We start from the raw sequence: 21,874 nt of genomic DNA, 5'->3' as shown, positions 1-21,874 counted from the left end.
ACAAAATCCCCTATTTGTGCACTCGATTACAACTAGATGAAAACTGGCTGCTAACCCGCTTGGTTACTGGATTTTAAATAGAGCAGAATCCTTGACAATTCTTGCATTCTGTCCCTAAACTTAGCTGTTGTGGGGAAATGTGGAAATTTGTGGATTTTAATAATTTAACAAGGATGACTTAAGGTGTTTTCTGGGGCGAGTGCTATCAGCTTAGATGCTAAAGGACGGGTCGCGATACCGAAACGGTACCGTGAGTCTTTGCATGCCCATCATAACAGCCAATTAGTGATTACTGTCGATATTCAATCACCTTGTTTACTGGTCTATCCAATACAAGAGTGGGAGCAAGTTGCCGCTAAATTATCCCAATTATCAGATACACAACCTGCCGAGCGCGCGATCAAACGCATGCTACTTGGTTATGCCCATGAATGTGAGCTTGATGGCAATGGCCGAATTTTACTGCCGACACCCTTACGTCAATACGCCAATTTAGAAAAGCGGGCGATGTTAGTCGGTCAGCTTAATAAGTTTGAGCTGTGGGACGAAGCTGCTTGGCAGCAACAGATTGAAGAGAGTCGCATTGCGATTCTTAATGAAGATTTAGCAGCTAACTCACGTTTAGCTGACTTTTCGCTCTAACGAGTGATATTAACCAATAGAAGATGAACATGACGCAATCATTTGAACACCTATCCGTCTTGCTGACAGAAACCGTCGCAGGCCTAAACATACGGGAAGATGGCATCTACATTGATGGTACCTTCGGCCGCGGTGGACATTCAAGAAAAGTGCTAGAGCAGTTAGGCCCTAATGGTCGTTTGATCGCTATCGATAGAGATCCACAAGCTATTGTTGCAGCCCAGCAGTTTGAAGACGATAGTCGATTCCAAATTGTGCATGGTGGCTTTGGACAGTTAGCAGAATATGCAGAAGAGTTAGGCCTAAAAGGCAAAATCGATGGTGTATTACTTGATTTTGGTGTGTCTTCGCCTCAATTAGATGACGCTGAGCGTGGTTTTAGTTTCTTGCGCGATGGTCCCCTTGATATGCGCATGGATAACTCACAAGGCCAAACGGCAGCTCAATGGATTGCCCGCGCTGAAATTGAAGATATGGCATGGGTATTTAAGACCTATGGCGAAGAGAAAAATTCTCGACATATTGCGCGTTGTATTGCGGCCGATCGAGAGAAAGAACCCTTTTTACGCACCAAAGCGTTAGCTGACCTTATCGCACGTATTTCTAAAAATAAAGAGCGTAATAAGCATCCTGCAACACGTGTGTTTCAGGCGATTCGAATTTATATCAATAGTGAGCTTGAACAAATTGATCAAGCGCTTGAAGGGGCATTAAAAGTACTTGCACCTGAAGGTCGCCTATCAGTGATTAGCTTCCACTCATTAGAAGATCGCATGGTTAAGCGTTTTATTCGCCGTCACAGTCAAGGGGCAAGTGTGCCACATGGGCTACCTATCACCGAAGCAGAAATTAATAAAACTCGTAAGTTAAAAGGCATAGGCAAAGCCATTAAACCGTCAGTGGAAGAGGTTGAACGTAACGCGAGATCGCGCAGTTCAGTATTGCGTATTGGCGAGCGCTTACCCTACGATATTGACGAACAGTAAAGACTACGGTGAGTAAATCGCAGCTTAATCTGCCCCGTATTGTACTGCTCGATTTGTGGCACCACAAATGGGTCATGGTGGTCGCACTATTGGTGATGCTTAATGCTATTGCTGTGGTGTATACCAGTTACGAAGGTCGGCAATACATTAGTCAGTGGGAGCTGTTGTTACAAGAGCGAGACCGATTAGATATTGAATGGCGAAACCTGCTACTTGAAGAGCAGTCTCGCTCAGAACATAGCAGGGTAACTCGGATGGCGACCAAAGAGCTCAATATGAGGCGGCCATTACCTAAAGAAGAGGTAGTAGTAAGAGTGCGATGAATAAACAAGCAAAGCGCAAACAGAAACCAAAGTTAATTCAATGGCGTTTATACGTTGTTGTGGCGTTTGTTTGCTTGTTATTTAGCAGTCTTATTGGGCGAGCGGCTTATATTCAGATCATTGAGCCGGAAAAGCTGCGTCATGAAAGTGATATGCGTACGTTAAGAACAACGAGCCGCGAAGTACAGCGTGGCTTGATCACCGATCGTAATGGTGAAATGTTAGCGGTCAGCGTACCCGTTAAGGCGGTTTATGCCGATCCTAAAGTGGTGCATGATGAAAATGGCTTCGTTGATATGCGCCGCTGGCAGGCATTAGCTGACGTGCTGCACGAGCCAAAAGATAAGATCCTCAAACGTGTACAAGCTAATCCGCGTAAACGCTTTACCTATTTGAAACGCCAAGTCACCCCCGCGGTTGCTGACTATATCAAAAAACTCAAACTGCCCGGAATCTATCTTAAGCCCGAATCGCGTCGCTATTATCCAACTAGCGAAATATCGGCACAGTTAGTGGGTATTACCAATATTGATGATCTTGGTATCGAAGGTATTGAAAATACTTACAATGATTGGTTAACGGGGACGCCGAGTAAACAGAAAGTGCGTAAATCTCGCGATGGCCACGTGGTTGAGCGTTTGGATATGGTGCAAGAGGGTGAAAGCCCGAATGATCTTGTATTAAGTATCGATCAGCGAATTCAACAATTAGCATATCGAGAGATAAAAAAAGCCACTGAAGTTAATCAAGCCACCTCAGCATCGATTGTGGTGCTAGATGTGAATACTGGCGAAGTGCTAGCGATGGCAAACACGCCATCTTATAACCCCAATTCTCGAGAGAACTTACAGAGCTATCGGATGCGCAACCGCGCCTTAACGGATGCCTATGAACCTGGTTCAACCATTAAACCTTTTGTAGTGGCTGCAGCACTTGATGCAGGCTATATCAAACAGGACGACATTATAAAAACCAGTCCAGGTCGTATACGCATCGGTGGCAAGATAGTGCGTGATGGGCGTAATTATGGTGATCTTTCTCTTAGCGGCATCCTTGTTCACTCCAGTAATGTTGGTATGAGCAAAATAGCCTTATCAATGCCAGTACAAGAGTTATTAGGTTCTCTGCAAACAATGGGCTTGGGTAACTACTCGGGGATTAACCTCGAAGGCGAAAGCGCGGGTCTTATCCATGACCGTAGGCGTTGGTCAGAGTTTGGGCGGGCGACGTTATCATTTGGCTATGGCTTAATGGCGACCCCTTTACAGCTCGCCAGAATGTACGCGACTCTCGGCAGTAAAGGTGTGCTTTATCCTGTTTCAATCTTAAAACTCAAGCAAAAACCTGAAGGTACTCAAGTGATATCCGCTGAAGTCGCGCAGAGCGTGATGGAGATGCTCGTAGGCGTAACGGAGAAAGGCGGCACGGCACGTAAAGCGCATATTGAAGGTTATCCCGTTGCAGGTAAAACGGGGACTGCCCGTAAAGCCGTTGCCGGAGGCTATGGTGAGGATTATGTGGCTATTTTTGCTGGAGTAGCTCCAGTACATAATCCCAGACTTGCCATTGCAGTTATCGTTAATGAGCCTAAAGGCGACCGCTATTATGGCGGTGATATCGCAGCTCCTGTCTTTGCATCCGTAATGTCTGCTGCGCTGCAGATGTTAAATGTAGAACCAATTTCTAGCCGCGAGAAAGTTCGTTTGGCAGCTTTATCTAGGAATGCAGAATAATGTTAATTCGAGATCTCCTTGCTCCTTGGTTTCACTATTCCGGAAGAGACGTATTTAATGATTTAACGCTTGATAGCCGTGCGCTAAAAGTGGGAGATCTATTTGTTGCAGTACCTGGTTATCAGGTCGATGGACGACAGTATATTAAGGCCGCTTTTGCCAAGGGCGCAGCGGCAGTGTTGGTGCATACCGATTCTCCCGAAGAACATGGCAATATTACCTCCGAGATGGGGCTGGAAATTGCTTTTTTCCAGCTTAATCGACAAGTGTCGGCGCTCGCAGCGCAGGCTTACCCAATGTCGAGTCAACGCCCACGAATTATCGGTGTGACGGGGACAAATGGTAAAACATCAGTCACCCAGTTAATTGCTCAGTTACAGCAACTTCAACATAAGCAAGCTGCGGTAATGGGGACGTTAGGCAATGGCTTGTGGGGCAAGCTAGTCGACAGTGGCAATACCACAGCGGATGCCATTACTCTTATTAAGCAGTTACAAGATTTTGAAATTAGCCATGCCGATACGTGTGCGATGGAGGTGTCGAGTCACGGCTTAGTGCAGGGCCGCGTCGAAGCGGTACCGTTTGATGTTGCAGTATTTACCAATTTGAGTCGTGATCATCTTGATTATCATCACACGATGGAGGCTTATGGAGCGGCCAAGCAGCGACTTTTTCATTTTAGCTCTTTACGCGCAGGGCTGATTAATTGTGATGACGCAACTGGCGCGTCATGGTTAGCACAAACATCTTCCGCTAAAACACCAGCGTCTAAAACATTAGCTTTCAGCATCAAAGCTGATACCAAAGCGGATATCTACGCCAAGCATTGTCAATATCATGATGGCGGTGTGTCATGCATCCTCGTTTGGCCTGAAGGTGAAGCTACGTTGGTGTCGCCATTACTGGGCGACTTTAACTTGTCTAATTTAGTGGCTGCATTAGGCGCGCTATATCTTGTTGGTGAAGATATGGCTGCCCTTGTTAAGTCCGCCGCCATGCTGACCCCCGTTGCAGGACGAATGGAGCGTTTTACGACGACCAATAAGGTTACCTTAGTGGTTGATTATGCACATACGCCCGACGCCATTGAGCACGCTTTACAGGCATTAAGAGTGCATTGTAAAGGGCAGCTATGGTGTCTGTTTGGTTGTGGCGGTGATCGTGATGCTGGTAAGCGTCCGATGATGGCTCGCAGTGCTGAACTGTTTGCCGACCACGTGATGGTGACCAGTGACAATGCTCGCAGTGAAAACCCAGAAGAAATTATCGCGAATGTATTTTCCGGATTTACTGAACCGCAAAAAGCGCAATCACAAGTCAATCGAAAAACAGCGATCAGAGAGGTTGTGGCGATGGCTAAAGCGGGTGACATGGTGTTAATCGCTGGTAAAGGACATGAAACCTATCAAGAAGTTAATGGTGAAAAATTGAATTACGACGAACGAGCTTTTACGCAAGCGATAGCGGAAGGTAATGCATGATAACGCTATCACTGACTGAAATCGCCCAGCACCTCGGCGGTAAACTGCACGGTGAAGACCTGTCGGTTGAACATGTGTCGAGCGACAGTCGTGTTGTATGTGACAAAACCCTTTTTGTTGCACTGAAAGGTGATAATTTTGATGGGCATAATTTTGTTGCATCAGCAGTAGAACTGGGTGCAAAAGCGGTATTGGTTGAACGTTTATTGCCGATTGCGGTGTCGCAAATTATTGTGGAAAACAGTCAGCGGGCAATGGGCGAGATTGGCGCGTATGTTCGTCAACGGTTAGCGCCTATTTGTGTTGCGTTGACCGGTTCAAACGGCAAGACCAGCGTAAAAGAGATGGTCGCGACTATTCTGTCTCAGCAGCATCAAGTGCTTTATACCGCGGGTAACTTTAATAATGAGATTGGCGTGCCGCTGACGCTATTACGCTTGCAGGTTGGAGACCAATTTGGTGTGTTTGAGTTAGGTGCCAACCATGCTGGTGAAATCGATTATACCTCGAGCTTAGTCAAGCCCAATGTTGCGATGGTTAATAACGTGGCTTCGGCACATCTTGAGGGGTTTGGTTCTTTGGCTGGCGTTGCTAAGGCCAAAGCAGAAATATTCAATCATGTTGCCGCGGATGGCACGGCGATTATCAACGCTGATGATGCGTTTGCGACGGTGATGTTAGAAGCATCTAAGCATTTAGCGCAACTGACGTTTGCGATTGATGCCGACGCCAAGGTTAAAGCAACAGCATTACAAGCTGATAAAGGGGGTCGATACCACTTCAATATCTCCTATGCAGATCAACATAAGTCAGTGGCTTTGCCGCTGGCAGGACGTCATCAAGTGCTTAATGCTTTAGCGGCCACAAGTATCTGTTTGGCGTTGGGACTGACATTAAATAATATCTGCCAAGGGTTAAGCTTACTTAAACCGGTAAAAGGTAGAATGTTGCCAACCAGCTTAGGCCGCGTAACTGTTATTGATGATAGTTATAATGCTAACCCCGCTTCGGTCGGTGCTGCGATTGACTGGCTGCAAAAAATTCAAGGGGATCGGTGTTTAGTGCTGGGCGATTTAGGGGAATTAGGCGACAATGCCGCCCTTTTGCACCGTGATCTAGGTAAAGAAGCTAAAACAAAAGGTGTTGATGCACTGTTTTGTGTTGGCGAGCTAAGTGAAGGTGCAAGTGTTGCTTTTGGTGCTACACACTATAAAGATATCAAGGAATTGGTCGCAAAATTAATAACTTATATTAATGAACGTCCTGGAGATATCAGCATATTAGTCAAAGGTTCTCGCAGTGCGAGAATGGAACGTGTAGTTGAAGCTTTAACAATGGCCTTTGGTCGCGGGGAGTTTGTTTAATGCTGGTTTACCTGGCGGAGTATTTAACCCAATTTTACAGTGGGTTTAACGTATTTTCTTATGTCACATTTAGAGCCATTCTTGGCTTGATGACGGCATTAATGTTTAGTCTTTGGTGGGGACCAAAGATGATTAAGCGGTTGCAGTTATTGCAAATTGGTCAAGTCGTACGCAGTGATGGTCCAGAGTCGCACTTTAGTAAGAGTGGTACACCGACTATGGGTGGCTTACTTATTCTTGCAGGTGTCTTCATTAGTGTATTGCTTTGGGGTGATTTGGGTAGTCGCTATGTGTGGGTTGTTCTGTTTGTTTTAGCAAGCTTTGGCACCATTGGTTTTATTGATGATTATCGCAAAGTCGTTCGTAAAGACACTAAAGGCTTGATCGCAAGATGGAAGTACCTTCTGCAGTCTTTGGTTGCAATCATTATTGCGGTTTACCTCTATGGTTCGGCTGAAACGGCGGGTGAAACCCAGTTAGTCGTGCCTTTCTTTAAAGATGTGATGCCTCAACTTGGCGGCTTCTTTATCGTGCTAGTGTATTTCACTATTGTCGGTTCAAGTAATGCGGTGAATCTAACTGACGGACTCGACGGTTTGGCTATTATGCCAACAGTGATGGTTGCCGCTGCATTTGCACTGATTGCTTATCTTTCTGGCCATGTTCAATTCGCTAATTATTTGCATATACCTTATCTGCCCGGGGCGGGTGAATTGGTCATTGTCTGTACCGCTATCGTGGGTGCTGGCTTGGGATTCTTGTGGTTTAACACCTACCCTGCACAAGTGTTTATGGGCGATGTTGGGTCTTTAGCACTTGGGGCGGCATTAGGTGCAATCGCGGTATTAGTCCGTCAAGAGATCCTACTGGTGATCATGGGCGGTGTTTTCGTGATGGAGACGGTGTCGGTCATTTTGCAAGTGGGATCATACAAATTAAGGGGCCAGCGTATTTTCCGCATGGCACCTATACACCACCATTATGAGTTGAAAGGTTGGCCCGAACCACGAGTTATTGTGCGTTTTTGGATCATCTCCTTATTCCTAGTTTTGCTAGGACTTGCAACATTGAAGCTTAGATAATACGGACATATAACATGGCACAGCAGTATTCACACATCGTTTTAGGGTTGGGTGCAACAGGGTTATCTGTTGTGCGCTACTTGTGTGAGCAGGGGATAACGCCCTTGGTTATGGACAGTCGAATGAATCCTCCTGGGGCTGACAAGCTGGCTGCTGCCTATCCTAGCGTAGAGTTGATTGCTGGCGGATTTGATTGCCGTTATTTAGTTCAGGCTTCCCAGATAGTGATAAGCCCTGGTATTTCGGTTGAAACGCCAGAGGTTCGTGCTGCATTTGATATGGGTATTGAGGTTATTGGTGATATTGAGCTATTTGCTAGAGCGTTAGCAAATAGCCCTGCTAGTGTCATTGCTATCACAGGTTCAAATGGTAAATCGACAGTTACCACCTTAGTGGGTGAGATGGCAGCAGCAGCCGGACGGTCATACGCGATGGGCGGTAATATCGGTATTCCAGTATTGGATTTACTACTCGAGCCAAAAGAGCTATACGTGCTTGAACTGTCGAGTTTTCAGCTTGAAACAACCCATAGTCTTAATTGTATCGCGGCGACTTGTTTGAACATTAGTGCAGACCATATGGATCGCTATAGTGATCTAGAGTCTTATCGACAAGCTAAGTTGAATCTGTATGACCAAAGCAAGAGTGTGTTATTTAACCGAGAAGATCAGCTCACCTTGCCGAACAGCCCAATGAATCAAAACAGTTTTGGGTTAGATGCTCCTGAAGTTGATGCTTGGGGAGTCGTCGAGGGACAAATAGTGCATGGCAGTAGCCAGATAATGGCCATTAGCGATGTAGCCTTAGTCGGCAGTCATAACCATGCCAATCTCATCGCAGCAATGGCTTTGGCGACCGCGGCGGGTATTGAACGTCAATACCTTATTGAAGTCGCCCAGCAATTTAATGGACTCACACATCGTTGTGAAGTGGTTGCTGATATTGCTGGCGTCACCTACGTTAATGACTCTAAAGCCACTAATGTCGGAGCCACGGTGGCAGCTATTGACGGTTTAAGTGAACATTTAGGTGAATTAATTCTTATCGCTGGCGGTGATGGTAAAGGCGCTGATTTTTCAGCGCTTGCAACGGCATTGGGAAAAGTGAGTACTTTAATTACCCTTGGGCAAGATGGTGGCAAAATTGCGGCTTTAAAAGAGGGCGCATTGGCCGTAAATACGATGGCCGAAGCGGTCGCTTTGGCGAATGAAGTGTCGACAGCGGGTGATATTGTGATCCTGTCACCGGCATGTGCGAGCTTAGATATGTACCCTAATTTTATGGTGCGTGGTGATGATTTCCGTGCTGAAGTTGGCAAGTTAAATGCCTAGCGATGAAAAGCAGTTAAGTCTGTTTAGTCACCGTTTTAAATGGTCGCTATCAAGCTTATTTACTGATAGAACTGCGCCAGGAATGCAGTTGTATGACCGCGCATTACTGTTTGCAATATTATCATTGATTTGCTTTGGGTTTGTGATGGTGATGTCGGCTTCGATGCCTGAAGCGCAGAGTTTAACGGGCAATCCATTTCACTTTGTTTGGCGCCACAGCGCCTATTTAGTGGGGTGCATGGTGATTGCTGGCGTTGTCCTACAAGTAGAGATGCGGCATTGGCAAAACTTTAGCCCGTTTCTACTGCTGATTGTTGGCATCATGCTAGTTGCAGTGCTCTTTGTTGGCACCACGGTAAACGGCGCAACTCGATGGTTATCTATCGGTCCTATTCGGATACAGGTTGCTGAGATCGCCAAGTTTGTTTTTGCAATATATATGGCGGGCTACTTGGTTAGACGTCACCAAGAAATTAGAGAAAATGCTAAAGGGTTTTATAAACCGATAGCCGTATTTGCCGTGTATGCATTTCTTATTTTGATGCAGCCAGATCTCGGCACCGTGGTGGTGTTGTTTGTGGGCACTGTAGGGTTGTTGTTTTTAGCGGGGGCACGTTTACTGGACTTTTTCGCATTGATTTTAACCGGCGTGTTAGCGTTCGTAGCGTTGGTGGCATTAGAACCTTACCGTATGCGCCGAGTCACCTCTTTTTTAGACCCTTGGCAAGATCCATTTGGCAGCGGCTATCAGTTAACACAGTCACTAATGGCCTACGGCCGAGGTGACTGGTTTGGTCAGGGACTAGGAAACAGTATTCAGAAACTTGAGTATTTACCAGAGGCTCATACCGATTTTATCTTTGCCGTTATCGGTGAAGAGTTAGGATTTGTTGGCATTATAGTGGTGCTTTCGGTACTGCTATTTGTGGCTTTGAGAGCAATAAAGTTAGGCAACATGTGCCTTGCGCTTGAGCGAGCATTTGATGGTTACCTTGCCTACGGTATAGGCATCTGGATCTGCTTCCAAACTGTGGTGAATGTCGGTGCGAGCATCGGTATGTTACCGACCAAAGGATTAACTTTGCCGTTTATCAGTTATGGCGGTAGTAGTTTATGGGTCATGACTGCAGCGGCAATGATGTTGATACGAATTGACTACGAAAGAAGATTAAGCGTGACCCAAGCCGTAGAAGGGCGAGGTCCAAAATAATGAGTAAATTAATGACTGACCAAGCATCAGATAAGCGCATTTTAATTATGGCAGGTGGCACTGGCGGCCATGTCTTTCCGGCGCTCGCGGTGGCTAAATATCTCAGCCAGCAAGGCTGGAAGGTGCGTTGGTTAGGCACGGCAGATAGAATGGAAGCAAGATTAGTCCCTCAACATGGTTTTGATATTGATTTTATTGATATTAAAGGTGTTAGAGGTAACGGCTTACTGCGTAAGTTAGCAGCGCCTTTTAAGGTGTTGCGTTCGGTTATGCAGGCTCGCTCAGTGATAAAGGACTTTAAGCCTGATGTGGTGATGGGTATGGGCGGCTTTGCCAGTGGTCCAGGTGGTGTTGCTGCCAAGCTATCTGGTATTCCTTTGGTATTGCATGAGCAAAATGCGATTCCTGGAATGACCAATAAGTTGTTATCCAAGGTGGCAAATGAAGTGTTATGTGCATTTCCTGACACCTTTACCGATGTCACCGCTGAAACCGTGGGTAATCCTATCCGTAAAGAGCTAATCGCTCTTGGCGGCAATAGGGATACTGCATGCGAAGAAGATGCACTTAAAGTCTTAGTGGTTGGCGGTAGCCTAGGTGCAAAAATATTTAATGATGTGATGCCAAGTGTCCTTGAGGGAGTGAGTAAAACCCACTCTATGACAGTATGGCATCAAGTAGGACGCAATAATTTGGCGTCGGTGAAAAGTGAATATCAGCATTTAGGACAAGATGGCAGCGTTAAAGTGGCTGAGTTTATTGACGATATGGAATCAGCATATCGTTGGGCTGATGTTGTCGTTTGTCGCTCTGGTGCACTGACAGTTTCAGAATTAGCGGCTGTTGGGCTACCCAGTTTGCTCGTCCCTTACCCGCACGCGGTGGACGATCACCAAACTAAGAATGCCCAAGTATTAGTTGAGGCTGGAGCGGCATTTTTGCTACCTCAGCCAGTGGTTGATAGCAGTAAATTGATCACCAAGCTGTCGATGCTGGCCTCAGATAGAAAAGAGTTATGCAAGATGGGCGAGCGCGCCCGAGATGTGGCAGTACTCGATGCAACAAAAAGAGTCGCCGACGTCTGTATTAAATTAGCGGAAAAGGGTTGAGATGAGTAACAAAGCAGAGAAGTATTCGCAGCTAAGAACCATGATCCCTGAAATGCGTAGGGTCAAGCATATCTATTTTGTTGGAATAGGTGGTGCGGGTATGGGTGGCATAGCGGAAGTGCTTGTTAACGAAGGATACAAGTTAAGTGGCTCGGACATTGCTGAAAATGCGGTCACACAGCGGCTAACACAGTTAGGTGTAGTTATTCATATTGGCCACGATGCCAGTCAAGTTAAAGATGTGGACGTTGTGGTGGTTTCAACCGCAATTAGTGCAGATAACCCAGAACTCATTGCTGCCAAAGAATTGCGCATACCGGTAGTACAGCGTGCTGAAATGCTTGCTGAGTTGATGCGTTATCGTCACGGCGTTGCGGTAGCTGGAACCCATGGTAAAACGACTACCACCAGTTTAATCGCCAGTGTATACGCTGAGGCTGATCGCGATCCAACTTTTGTCATCGGTGGCTTGTTGAATAGTGCGGGCACTAATGCTCGTCTAGGTCATAGTCGTTATTTAATCGCTGAAGCTGATGAAAGCGATGCGAGCTTTTTACACCTGCAACCTATGGTCAGCGTAGTGACCAACATTGAAGCCGACCATATGGATACCTATGGCGGCGATATTGAGAAGTTAAAGACGACATTTGTCGACTTCATTCATAATCTTCCCTTTTATGGTGTCGCGGTTGTTTGTATCGATGACCCTATCGTACGTGAGTTATTGCCACGCTTTAGTAGAAAAATAGTCACTTATGGTTTTAGTGAAGAGGCTGATGTACAAGCCACTGACTTCTCGCAAACTGGTTATAGCAGCCAATTTACCGTTAAGCGTAATGGCGTTGAAGATCTGCAATTGTCTGTCAACCTGCCGGGTGAGCACAATGTGCTCAATGCATTAGCGGCAATTGCGGTAGCAAGTGAAGATGACATTGAAGACGAAGCAATCATTAAAGCATTGGCTGAGTTCCAAGGGATTGGCCGCCGTTTCCAGCAAGTTGGAGATTTTGAAACCCGTAAAGGTGAGATCAAACTGGTTGATGATTATGGTCATCATCCTAGTGAGGTAGCAGCCACTATTAAAGCGGCTAGACAGGGATGGCCTGAACGAAGATTGGTGATGATCTATCAGCCGCACCGTTACAGCCGCACTCGCGATCTTTACGAAGACTTTGTTGAAGTACTGTCTCAAGTTGATTGCTTGTTATTGCTTGATGTTTATGCCGCTGGTGAAGCGCCTATACCGGGAGCGGATAGTCGGGCATTATGTCGCTCTATCCGCGTTCGTGGTCAGCTCGAACCTGTTTTTGTTGCCAGTGCCGAGCAGCTGCAAACCGTGTTGCCGGAACTACTTCAACACGGTGATCTCCTTCTCACTCAAGGGGCGGGTAACATTGGCTTGTTATCGCGAAATTTGGCACAGTCAAATTTGGGCTTTGACTCAAAACATGCTGAAGATAAAAATGGGTAACTTAGAAAGATATTCAGTGAGTTACGCTGTAAATTTTGACGATCGGAATAAGGTCTATATAATGGCCGGTTTTCTGTCTTCGCGACTTCAAAAGAGGGCGTGAAGATGTCTTGGAGCGATAAAGGCCAACGTGTTCGGATTTTGCTGTTAAAAGCGGACTGGTATTTATGCTTTGGGTTAGTGTTTTTATTGTGTGTTTTAATCGGGCTTTCAGCTGCGGCCTTTAAACTCAATGCGGTATTGAATGATGCTGATGCGTTGCCGATAGAAGCTGTTGCGATTAAAGGCGAGCGACGTTATACCGCAGATGAAGAGATTCAAGTGGCGCTACAAGATTTAATGCAAAGAAGTTTTTTCTCTGCAGACATAAATGCAGTGCAACAAGCATTGGAAGATCTGCCATGGGTTTATCGAGCATCGGTTAGGCGAGAGTGGCCAGCAAAGTTAAAAGTGTATTTAGTCGAACAGACACCGGTTGCTCAATGGAACGGCGATGCTTGGCTCAATACCTATGGTGATGTATTTGACGCGCCAGTGAAGGAGGGAATACCTAATTTACCGTCGCTTACCGGACCAGAGAATCAAGGTAAATCAGTGTTAACAACCTACCAGCAGCTGGGAGAGTTGTTAACCATAAATGGGTTTGTTTTGCAGAGTTTGAGCTTAAGTGCAAGGCATGCATGGCATGCAGAATTAAACAACGGAATCAAGCTTGAGCTTGGCCGTGAAGATAATATGGCAAGGATACAACGATTTATTCATGTCTACCCCAAGCTTGCAGCGCAAGATAAAAAAGTAGGGGTGGTGGATTTGCGCTACGACACTGGATTGGCCGTAGATTGGGATGATGCACAAACAGAGAGCCGTTAATTAATGACTAAGAATCTAGATAGAAATCTGATCGTTGCTTTGGACATAGGGACTTCGAAAGTTGCTGTGATCATTGGCGAAGTATTGCCTGATGGCGAGATCAGTATTGTCGGCCTAGGAAACCATCCGTCGCGCGGCATGGATAAAGGCGGTGTAAACGATCTCGATTCTATTGTACGCAGTGTGCAACGAGCACTTGATCAAGCGGAATTAATGGCAGATTGCCAAGTCTCTTCTGTTTACCTGAGCATTTCAGGCAAGCATATCGAATGCCAGAACGAAAATGGCATGGTATCGATTAACGATGAAGAAGTGACACAAGAAGATGTCGATAACGTTATTCATACGGCACGCTCAGTAAAGATCCCGACGGAAAGACGTATATTGCACGTGTTACCGCAAGAATATGCTATTGATGTCCAAGATGGAATTAAGAGCCCTATAGGCATGTCAGGCATGCGTATGGAAGCCAAAGTGCATATCGTTACGTGTGCGAATGATATGGCAAAGAATATTACTAAGAGTGTTGAACGTTGCGGACTAAAAGTCGATGACTTAGTGTTTTCTGCCATCGCTTCAGCAGACTCAGTGTTGACTGACGACGAAAAAGATTTGGGTGTTTGTTTGGTTGATATCGGTGGTGGTACCACAGATATAGCGGTTTATACCAATGGAGCATTGCGTCATTGCGCAGTGGTACCAGTAGCGGGTAATCAAGTGACTAACGACATCGCCAAAATTTTTAGAACGCCATTATCGCATGCAGAGCAGATCAAAGTGCAACATGCGAGTGCGCGTAGCTCTATGGTCAGTCGCGAAGACAGTATCGAAGTCCCTTCAGTGGGTGGACGGCCATCACGTAGTATGTCGCGCCATACACTTGCTGAAGTGGTTGAGCCAAGATACCAAGAACTATTTGAATTGATTTTAAAGCAATTGCGAGATTGTGGACTTGAAGATCAAGTTGCAGCGGGCATCGTGCTCACTGGCGGAACCGCTTCGATAGAAGGGGCGGTTGATATTGCGGAAGCAACATTTGGTATGCCAGTTCGAATGGCACAACCGTTGCCAGTAAAAGGATTATATGAATATGTGGATCAGCCTATTTACTCTACTGGAGTCGGGTTGCTTCATTATGGAGCGCGCAGAGTAATTGAACGTCAGTTCGAGCGTCCTGAGCGACAAGGGGTAACCAGTCTTTGGAATCGGGTCCAAAGTTGGTTTAAAGGCGAATTTTAATTTAGCAACGCAGGCAAACGGAGAAAACACCATGTTTGAGATCATGGATAGTCATACAGATGAAGCGGTGATTAAGGTCATCGGTGTTGGTGGCGGTGGCGGTAATGCTATCGAGCATATGGTTAAGCACAATATTGAAGGTGTTGAATTTGTAGCGACTAATACGGATGCGCAAGCATTACGTAAGTCATCTGCAGGCACCACTATTCAGCTAGGCCGCGATGTGACTAAGGGGCTAGGCGCTGGCGCTAACCCTGAAATAGGTCGTTTAGCAGCTGAAGAAGACAGAGAAAGTATTCGTAATGCAATTAAGGGATCTGACATGATCTTTATTGCAGCGGGTATGGGTGGTGGTACGGGTACAGGTGCTGCGCCAGTGGTTGCTGAGGTCGCTCGTGAAGAGGGGATCTTAACGGTAGCCGTTGTCACCAAACCTTTCCCATTTGAAGGGAAAAAGCGTATGACCTACGCTGAACAGGGTATTGAGCAACTAGCTAAGAATGTGGACTCGTTGATCACTATTCCAAACGAGAAACTACTTAAAGTACTGGGTCGTGGCACCTCTTTACTTGATGCTTTTGCAGCGGCTAACAATGTACTGCTGGGCGCTGTTCAAGGTATTGCTGAGTTAATTACTCGTCCAGGTCTGATTAACGTCGATTTCGCCGATGTGAAAACGGTTATGTCAGAAATGGGTAACGCCATGATGGGTACAGGCGTTGCAAGTGGTGAAGATCGTGCAGAAGAAGCTGCTGAAGCTGCAGTCGCAAGCCCATTACTAGAAGATATCGATCTAGCGGGTGCACGTGGCGTACTGGTTAATATCACGGCTGGTATGGATATGAGCATTGAAGAGTTTGAAACCGTGGGTAACCATGTAAAAGCTTATGCTTCAGATAATGCCACTGTTGTCGTGGGTGCAGTTATTGATCCTGAAATGTCAGATGAATTACGTGTAACGGTTGTCGCTACAGGTATCGGTGCTGAGAAAAAGGCGGATATCCAGTTAGTCACTAAGCCTGTTTCACGCCCAGAGCCTATTGTGCCAGTGGAAACATTTGCTGCAGAAGATCCTATTTCGGCTACGTTATCGCACGGTAATACCGCGGCAGTAACTCAGCCAGCTGTCGCTCCAGTAGCAGAGAAAAAGAACGACCTTGATTACTTAGACATTCCTGCATTTTTGCGTAAGCAAGCAGATTAAAATCAATGTTAATAGCATGTTAAACAATGTGAGGTAATACTAATGTATTGTCTTAAAGCGGGCTCATTTTTGGTGAACTCGCTAAGATATGCTAAGATATGCGTCCAGCAACGCCATACACGGTTAATTAGTGTGCAGGGTGTGCTTTTTTGTTGAGCGAATAAACGGGTAAACACATGATTTTTCAAAGAACAGTCAAAGAAATAGTTAAAACTACTGGTGTTGGATTGCATTCCGGCAACAAGGTGACTTTGATCGTTAAACCCGCACCAGTCAATACCGGCATTATTCTTGTTCGTACGGATCTGTCGCCTGCAGTTGAAATTCCAGCTGTAGCCGATCAAGTTCGTGAAACAACAATGTGTACTGCACTTGTAAATGACGATGGTGTTCGTATATCGACTATTGAGCATCTTTTTGCGGCACTTGCCGGCTTGGGTATTGATAACGCTATCATTGAAGTTGATGCGCCTGAAATCCCCATTATGGATGGCAGCGCGAGTCCTTTTGTATTCCTGCTGCAATCGGTAGGTATTCAAGAACAAGCCGCGGCTAAGAAATACATCAAGATCACCAAACCAATTCGTGTTGAAGATGGTGATAAGTGGGCTGAGCTAAAACCGTTTAAAGGTTTTAGAGTTGATTTCGAAATTGATTTTGATCATCCAGAAATAGCCCGCAGTCAACAACACATGGTAATGGATTTTTCATCATCTGCTTTCATTAAAGATATCAGTCGAGCGAGAACCTTCGGTTTTATGCGAGACATTGAATATTTAAGGGCTAATAATCTAGCGCTTGGTGGCAGTATGGAAAATGCTGTTGTACTTGACGAATATCGAGTTCTCAACCCCGATGGCCTGCGTTATGAGGATGAGTTCGTTAAGCACAAAATTCTTGATGCATTTGGTGACCTGTATGTGGCGGGTCACGCTATAGTTGGCGAGTTCTGTGCATACAAGACAGGACATGCCTTAAACAACCAGTTAGTGCGTGCAATGCTTGCCCAGCAAGACGCCTGGGAAATCGTTAGTTTCGAAAAAGAAGCTGACGCCCCAGTAAGCTTCTCAGTACCTTCGGGTGCCGTGTTCGCTTAATTATGAATTAAGATTGCCTTGGACGGCTGGCTAATGCAGCCAGCCGTTTTAGTTTTACCGCCAGAGTGCCTTCGGCATGTTCAGCTAAAGCTTCAATGTGAGCCGCCGCATTTTCACTTATGTGGTTGTGAGCTAGTTTGGGTTTTGTTGCATACATTAACAAGCTTGGGTTGACTTTGACCTCGATAGCGGTAAGCATGGGTAGCGTTTCGGCTTGCAGCATTTGCAGTATCTTGGGTTTTTGGAAGTTAATTCTTGCAGCCCAAGCAGCCGTCGTTGTTTCAATCACCAAGATACCTTGGCGTAGATTGGCAACTTTTAGCTGCTCTATCACTGGGCCAGTTAGCACTTTTTTTACGTAGTGATCTAAGTGTAATAGCAGTTCTGCTTTTTCAGCTAAGTTGGGCATGTTCCCTTGCTGATGCAGTAATTGACTGAGATCTTGTGGGGGCTTTTTCATATGATAATAAAATGGCTTAATTAGGCTATGAGTGTAACAGTTTTTATTCAAGGTCGAAACGGTGCCACACGCTGGCAACCGGGAAAGCGTTGGTTGCTTCTACCTATCTTGCTCATTGCAGCAGGTACAGGTCTTTATCAACACAATGCCAAACAGCTTATACAGCAACAGACTAATACTGATAATGAACGCTTAGCTCGTGAAGGGCAAAAAAGCGAGTTGAACTCTTTAAAGAGTGCAACTGAAACTCAATTGTCGATGTTAGTCACCCACGTTGCGCGTATGCAAGCTAAGCTCAGTCGTTTAGAAGCGTTGGGTCAGCAGGTTGCTTTAAACAATCAATTAGAAGATCAATTTGATTTCTCTTCAGAAGTCGGTGTTGGTGGTATCAGTGAATTAGGTACTAACATCGAACTCGATCAGCTCATTGCCGATATGGATGCGCTGGTATCACGAATGGATAATAATAATGTTCAGCTCTCACTACTTGAAACGGTAGCATCTAATCACCATATAGATAGAGAACGTTTTATATCTGGGCGACCAATTGAAAAAGGGTGGTTATCCTCGTCCTATGGTTTACGAAATGATCCTTTTAACGGTAAACGAACGATGCATAAAGGCATCGACTTTGCTGGAGAAGAGGGCGTCGATGTAATAGCTACTGCAGGTGGAGTTGTTATGTGGGCGGACAAAATGTTTGGTTATGGTGAGCTCGTTGAAATTGATCATGGTAATGGTCTACGAACTCGTTATGGTCACAATAAAGCTTTGTCAGTAACTGTAGGTGACGTGGTCGCGAAGGGCGATAAAATCGCTGTTATGGGAAGTACTGGGCGCTCAACCGGGCCTCATGTGCACTATGAAGTGTTACGCGGTGGACAGCAGATCGATCCGCAAAAATATGTCTACCGCAAGGCAGGTTAATCTAAATTAGGCTTTCAGGCTCTTAAAGGGACTTGGCCAACAACATAGAAGTGGTTCAGATGTTTGGTAAATTACTGACAAAAGTATTTGGTAGTCGCAACGATCGTACACTTAAAGTTTTCGGAAAAGTCGTTAATAAAATTAATGGTTTTGAGGAAGAGTACGCGCAGTTATCCGATGAAGATTTAAAAGCAAAAACAACCCTTTTTCGTGAACGACTCAATGCAGGTGAAACATTAGATTCTGTTTTACCTGAAGCGTTCGCTACTGTCCGTGAAGCATCAAAGCGTGTATTCGAAATGCGTCATTTCGATGTGCAGATGATTGGTGGCATGATCCTAGACAGTAACCGTATTGCAGAGATGCGTACCGGTGAAGGTAAAACGTTAACAGCAACCTTGCCAGCATACCTCAATGGTTTAACGGGCAAAGGTGTTCACGTCATTACCGTGAACGATTATCTAGCTGGACGTGATGCCGACAATAACCGTCCTCTTTTTGAGTTTCTTGGTTTAACTGTTGGTATTAATGTAGCGGGTCTTGGTCAGGTAGAGAAGAAAGCTGCCTACGACGCTGACATTACCTACGGAACCAATAACGAGTTCGGCTTTGATTATCTTCGTGACAACATGGCTTTCTCGCCAGCAGAGCGAGTGCAGCGTCCCTTGCATTACGCCCTTATCGATGAAGTCGATTCAATCCTAATCGATGAAGCGCGTACACCGCTTATTATTTCCGGTGCAGCTGAAGATAGCTCAGAGCTTTACACCAAGATTAACACCCTTATTCCAAACCTCATTCAGCAAGAAAAAGAAGACACTGAAGATGAGATTGGTGAAGGCGATTACTCCATTGATGAAAAAGCCAAACAAGTTCATATGACAGAACGCGGCCAAGAAAAGGTCGAAGTCTTGTTGACTGAGCGTGGCATGTTAGCTGAAGGCGACTCATTATATTCTGCCGCTAACATCTCGTTACTGCACCATGTGACTGCAGCGCTACGTGCTCATACCTTATTTGAAAAAGATGTTGATTACATTGTTCAAGACAATGAAGTCATTATTGTTGATGAACATACTGGCCGTACTATGCCAGGTCGTCGTTGGTCTGAAGGTTTACATCAAGCAGTAGAAGCTAAAGAGGGTGTTCATATTCAAAATGAAAACCAAACTTTAGCATCAATTACTTTCCAGAACTTCTTCCGTCAATATAAAAAGCTTGCCGGTATGACGGGCACAGCCGATACAGAAGCATTCGAATTCCAACATATTTATGGACTCGATACTGTAGTCGTCCCAACTAACCGTCCTATGGTACGTATTGATAATCCAGATTTGGTTTACCTTACAGCTGATGAAAAGTATGCCGCTATTGTTAAAGACATCATTGGCTGCCGTGAGCGTGGGCAACCAGTGTTGGTAGGTACGGTATCAATTGAGCAATCAGAATTACTGCACAGTTTATTGAAGAAGCAAAAGATCCCACATGAGATCTTGAACGCTAAGTTCCATGAACGTGAAGCTGACATTGTGGCTCAAGCTGGTCGTCTTGGCGCTGTAACCGTTGCGACTAACATGGCCGGTCGTGGTACCGATATCGTGTTAGGCGGTAACTGGAATATGGAAATTGACGCCATTGCGAATCCGACTAGCGAGCAGAGAGTTACAATCAAAGCAGATTGGCAAATTCGTCATGATGAAGTTGTTGATGCCGGTGGTTTACATATTCTAGGGACAGAACGTCACGAATCTCGCCGTATCGATAATCAGCTACGTGGCCGTTCTGGTCGTCAAGGTGATGCAGGTTCATCTCGTTTCTATCTATCTATGGAAGATAGCTTGATGCGTATCTTTGCTTCTGACCGTGTTTCTTCAATGATGAAGAAGCTGGGTATGGAAGAAGGTGAGGCCATTGAGCACCCATGGGTATCTCGTGCTATTGAAAACGCACAGCGTAAAGTAGAAGCCCGTAACTTTGATATTCGTAAGCAATTGCTAGAGTTTGATGATGTTGCTAATGATCAACGTCAGGTTGTCTATGCTCAGCGTAATGAGCTAATGGATGCTGAAAGCATTAAAGACACTATTACCAATATTCAAACTGACGTCATTCAAGAGTTAATGGATCAATACATTCCGCCTCAATCAGTAGAAGAGTTATGGGATGTACCAGGTTTAGAGCAACGCTTGCAGCAAGAGTATTCAATGAGCTTGCCTGTTCAAGAGTGGTTAGATAAAGAAGATGAACTGCATGAAGAGACATTACGCGAACGTATTGTTGAAACATGGATTAACGCATACAAAGCAAAAGAAGAGATGGTCGGTGAGTCAGTACTGCGTCAATTTGAAAAAGCAGTCATGTTACAAACCTTAGATGGACTATGGAAAGAACACCTTTCTGCCATGGATCATCTACGTCAAGGTATCCACTTGCGCGGATACGCACAAAAGAATCCTAAGCAAGAGTATAAGCGTGAGTCATTTGAATTATTCCAGCAAATGCTCGAATCACTTAAACATGACGTGATCAGTGTCTTGTCTAAAGTACAGGTACAAGCGCAGTCCGATGTTGAAGAGATGGAAGAGCGTCGTCGTCAAGAAGATGCAAAGATCCGTCGTGACTATCAGCACGCAGAAGCTGAAGCTTTAGTCGGTGGAGAAGAAAGTGCAGCACTAGTGGCTACACAGCCGCAAGTGCGTGACGGTGAGAAAGTGGGCCGAAATGATCCTTGCCCTTGTGGTTCTGGTAAGAAGTATAAACAGTGCCACGGTAAATTGAGCTAAAAGCACTCGCTTCATGAAATAATTAAAAGGGTGACTGAGAAGTCACCCTTTTTTGTTGTCATTTTTTAAGGTTTTATGAGTGTCATTACCGCAATGTGCTCGTATTCGCTAAAGGCATGACAATATAGTGTTTGTATTGCGATTGAATGTGGCAGATAGACACAAATATACTTAAATAGCATATTTATCAATGTAGCACTTGAGCTTAGATCCAAATTAAATCCACGGTGTTGTATGTAAAACAAACGCTTAAGTAAAGATCTGTGGATAACTCTGAGGGTAAGTAGTGGCTAAAGTGTGGTTAAGTAAAAACATTGAAGAAAGGACGTTTTTTCTTAAAAAAGCACTTGCGCTTGCTGAGGAATTCCCTATAATTCGCACCCACTGACACGGCACAGCAGGCCAACTACTTAGATAGTACGGGACTTGCAGCGGTGTTAGAGAGTTAAAACTCTTCGGAGATTTGATTCAGGTGACAAGCGCTTTAAGGGCTTCGGTTTTGACTTCTGATTAAGAAAGCATCACTCGAAAAACTTCTTAAAATAAGCACTTGACGCCGACA

At 45.3% G+C, this 21,874-nt stretch carries 18 protein-coding genes; 17 read left to right on the top strand and 1 reads right to left on the bottom strand.

What is annotated here, in order from left to right; all coding sequences use genetic code 11:
- The first annotated feature begins 183 nt into the window (after positions 1-183).
- The 15 genes from mraZ to lpxC all read left to right on the top strand — a co-directional run bounded on the left by mraZ (position 184) and on the right by lpxC (position 17,142).
- Entirely contained in the window at positions 184-642 is a 459-nt protein-coding gene (mraZ, locus tag CXF83_RS01460; RefSeq protein WP_101089372.1) for a division/cell wall cluster transcriptional repressor MraZ, read from the top strand.
- Positions 643-671: 29 nt separating this feature from the next.
- Positions 672-1,628 (top strand): 16S rRNA (cytosine(1402)-N(4))-methyltransferase RsmH, encoded by a 957-nt coding sequence (gene rsmH, locus CXF83_RS01455; protein ID WP_101089373.1) that lies wholly within the window; start codon positions 672-674, stop codon positions 1,626-1,628.
- A gap of 8 nt (positions 1,629-1,636) precedes the next feature.
- Positions 1,637-1,951 carry a cell division protein FtsL gene (gene ftsL, locus CXF83_RS01450; RefSeq protein WP_101089374.1) on the top strand — a complete coding sequence of 105 codons (315 nt, stop codon included), beginning with the start codon at positions 1,637-1,639 and terminating at the stop codon, positions 1,949-1,951.
- Complete coding sequence (locus CXF83_RS01445; protein ID WP_101089375.1) at positions 1,948-3,684, top strand: peptidoglycan D,D-transpeptidase FtsI family protein; 1,737 nt, start codon at positions 1,948-1,950, stop codon at positions 3,682-3,684. The genes ftsL and CXF83_RS01445 overlap by 4 nt, the downstream gene beginning before the upstream one ends.
- Entirely contained in the window at positions 3,684-5,165 is a 1,482-nt protein-coding gene (gene murE, locus CXF83_RS01440) for a UDP-N-acetylmuramoyl-L-alanyl-D-glutamate--2,6-diaminopimelate ligase (RefSeq protein ID WP_232774998.1), read from the top strand. The genes CXF83_RS01445 and murE overlap by 1 nt, the downstream gene beginning before the upstream one ends.
- Complete coding sequence (locus tag CXF83_RS01435) at positions 5,162-6,529, top strand: UDP-N-acetylmuramoyl-tripeptide--D-alanyl-D-alanine ligase (protein WP_101089377.1); 1,368 nt, start codon at positions 5,162-5,164, stop codon at positions 6,527-6,529. Before murE ends, CXF83_RS01435 begins: the two co-directional genes overlap by 4 nt.
- Positions 6,529-7,611, top strand: a complete 1,083-nt coding sequence (gene mraY, locus CXF83_RS01430) for a phospho-N-acetylmuramoyl-pentapeptide-transferase (RefSeq protein ID WP_101089378.1) — start codon at positions 6,529-6,531, stop codon at positions 7,609-7,611. The genes CXF83_RS01435 and mraY overlap by 1 nt, the downstream gene beginning before the upstream one ends.
- A gap of 14 nt (positions 7,612-7,625) precedes the next feature.
- On the top strand, positions 7,626-8,942 hold the full coding sequence (murD, locus tag CXF83_RS01425; protein ID WP_101089379.1) for a UDP-N-acetylmuramoyl-L-alanine--D-glutamate ligase: 1,317 nt from the start codon (positions 7,626-7,628) through the stop codon (positions 8,940-8,942).
- The gene (gene ftsW, locus CXF83_RS01420) at positions 8,935-10,152 is read left to right on the top strand and encodes a cell division protein FtsW (RefSeq protein ID WP_101089380.1); all 1,218 of its coding nucleotides are present in this window, start codon (positions 8,935-8,937) and stop codon (positions 10,150-10,152) included. Before murD ends, ftsW begins: the two co-directional genes overlap by 8 nt.
- Before the next feature lie 11 nt (positions 10,153-10,163).
- On the top strand, positions 10,164-11,261 hold the full coding sequence (gene murG / locus CXF83_RS01415; RefSeq protein ID WP_101089381.1) for an undecaprenyldiphospho-muramoylpentapeptide beta-N-acetylglucosaminyltransferase: 1,098 nt from the start codon (positions 10,164-10,166) through the stop codon (positions 11,259-11,261).
- A 1-nt stretch (position 11,262) separates the two neighbouring features.
- Positions 11,263-12,732 carry a UDP-N-acetylmuramate--L-alanine ligase gene (gene murC, locus CXF83_RS01410; protein WP_101089382.1) on the top strand — a complete coding sequence of 490 codons (1,470 nt, stop codon included), beginning with the start codon at positions 11,263-11,265 and terminating at the stop codon, positions 12,730-12,732.
- Between the two features lie 105 nt (positions 12,733-12,837).
- A complete protein-coding gene (locus tag CXF83_RS01405) occupies positions 12,838-13,602 on the top strand; it encodes a cell division protein FtsQ/DivIB (protein WP_101089383.1) in 765 nt (254 codons plus the stop codon).
- A gap of 3 nt (positions 13,603-13,605) precedes the next feature.
- Positions 13,606-14,841, top strand: coding sequence for a cell division protein FtsA (gene ftsA, locus CXF83_RS01400; protein ID WP_101089384.1), 1,236 nt, complete (start codon positions 13,606-13,608; stop codon positions 14,839-14,841).
- A gap of 31 nt (positions 14,842-14,872) precedes the next feature.
- Complete coding sequence (ftsZ, locus tag CXF83_RS01395; protein ID WP_101089385.1) at positions 14,873-16,045, top strand: cell division protein FtsZ; 1,173 nt, start codon at positions 14,873-14,875, stop codon at positions 16,043-16,045.
- A 176-nt stretch (positions 16,046-16,221) separates the two neighbouring features.
- The gene (lpxC, locus tag CXF83_RS01390) at positions 16,222-17,142 is read left to right on the top strand and encodes a UDP-3-O-acyl-N-acetylglucosamine deacetylase (RefSeq protein WP_101089386.1); all 921 of its coding nucleotides are present in this window, start codon (positions 16,222-16,224) and stop codon (positions 17,140-17,142) included.
- A gap of 7 nt (positions 17,143-17,149) precedes the next feature.
- Here lpxC and CXF83_RS01385 read toward each other — a convergent pair whose 3' ends face one another.
- Positions 17,150-17,602: a DUF721 domain-containing protein gene (locus tag CXF83_RS01385; RefSeq protein ID WP_101089387.1), complete on the bottom strand. Its 453-nt coding sequence runs from the start codon at positions 17,600-17,602 to the stop codon at positions 17,150-17,152.
- 27 nt (positions 17,603-17,629) lie between these two features.
- On the opposite strand from CXF83_RS01385, the gene CXF83_RS01380 reads away from it, so the two are divergent.
- Complete coding sequence (locus tag CXF83_RS01380; protein WP_101089388.1) at positions 17,630-18,529, top strand: M23 family metallopeptidase; 900 nt, start codon at positions 17,630-17,632, stop codon at positions 18,527-18,529.
- Between the two features lie 59 nt (positions 18,530-18,588).
- Positions 18,589-21,312 (top strand): preprotein translocase subunit SecA, encoded by a 2,724-nt coding sequence (secA, locus tag CXF83_RS01375; RefSeq protein WP_101089389.1) that lies wholly within the window; start codon positions 18,589-18,591, stop codon positions 21,310-21,312.
- The last annotated feature ends 562 nt before the right edge of the window (positions 21,313-21,874 follow it).

Origin of the sequence: Shewanella sp. Choline-02u-19 (assembly GCF_002836205.1) — a bacterium.
GTDB lineage: Bacteria > Pseudomonadota > Gammaproteobacteria > Enterobacterales > Shewanellaceae > Shewanella.
This window is presented reverse-complemented; position numbering and strand designations above follow the sequence as displayed.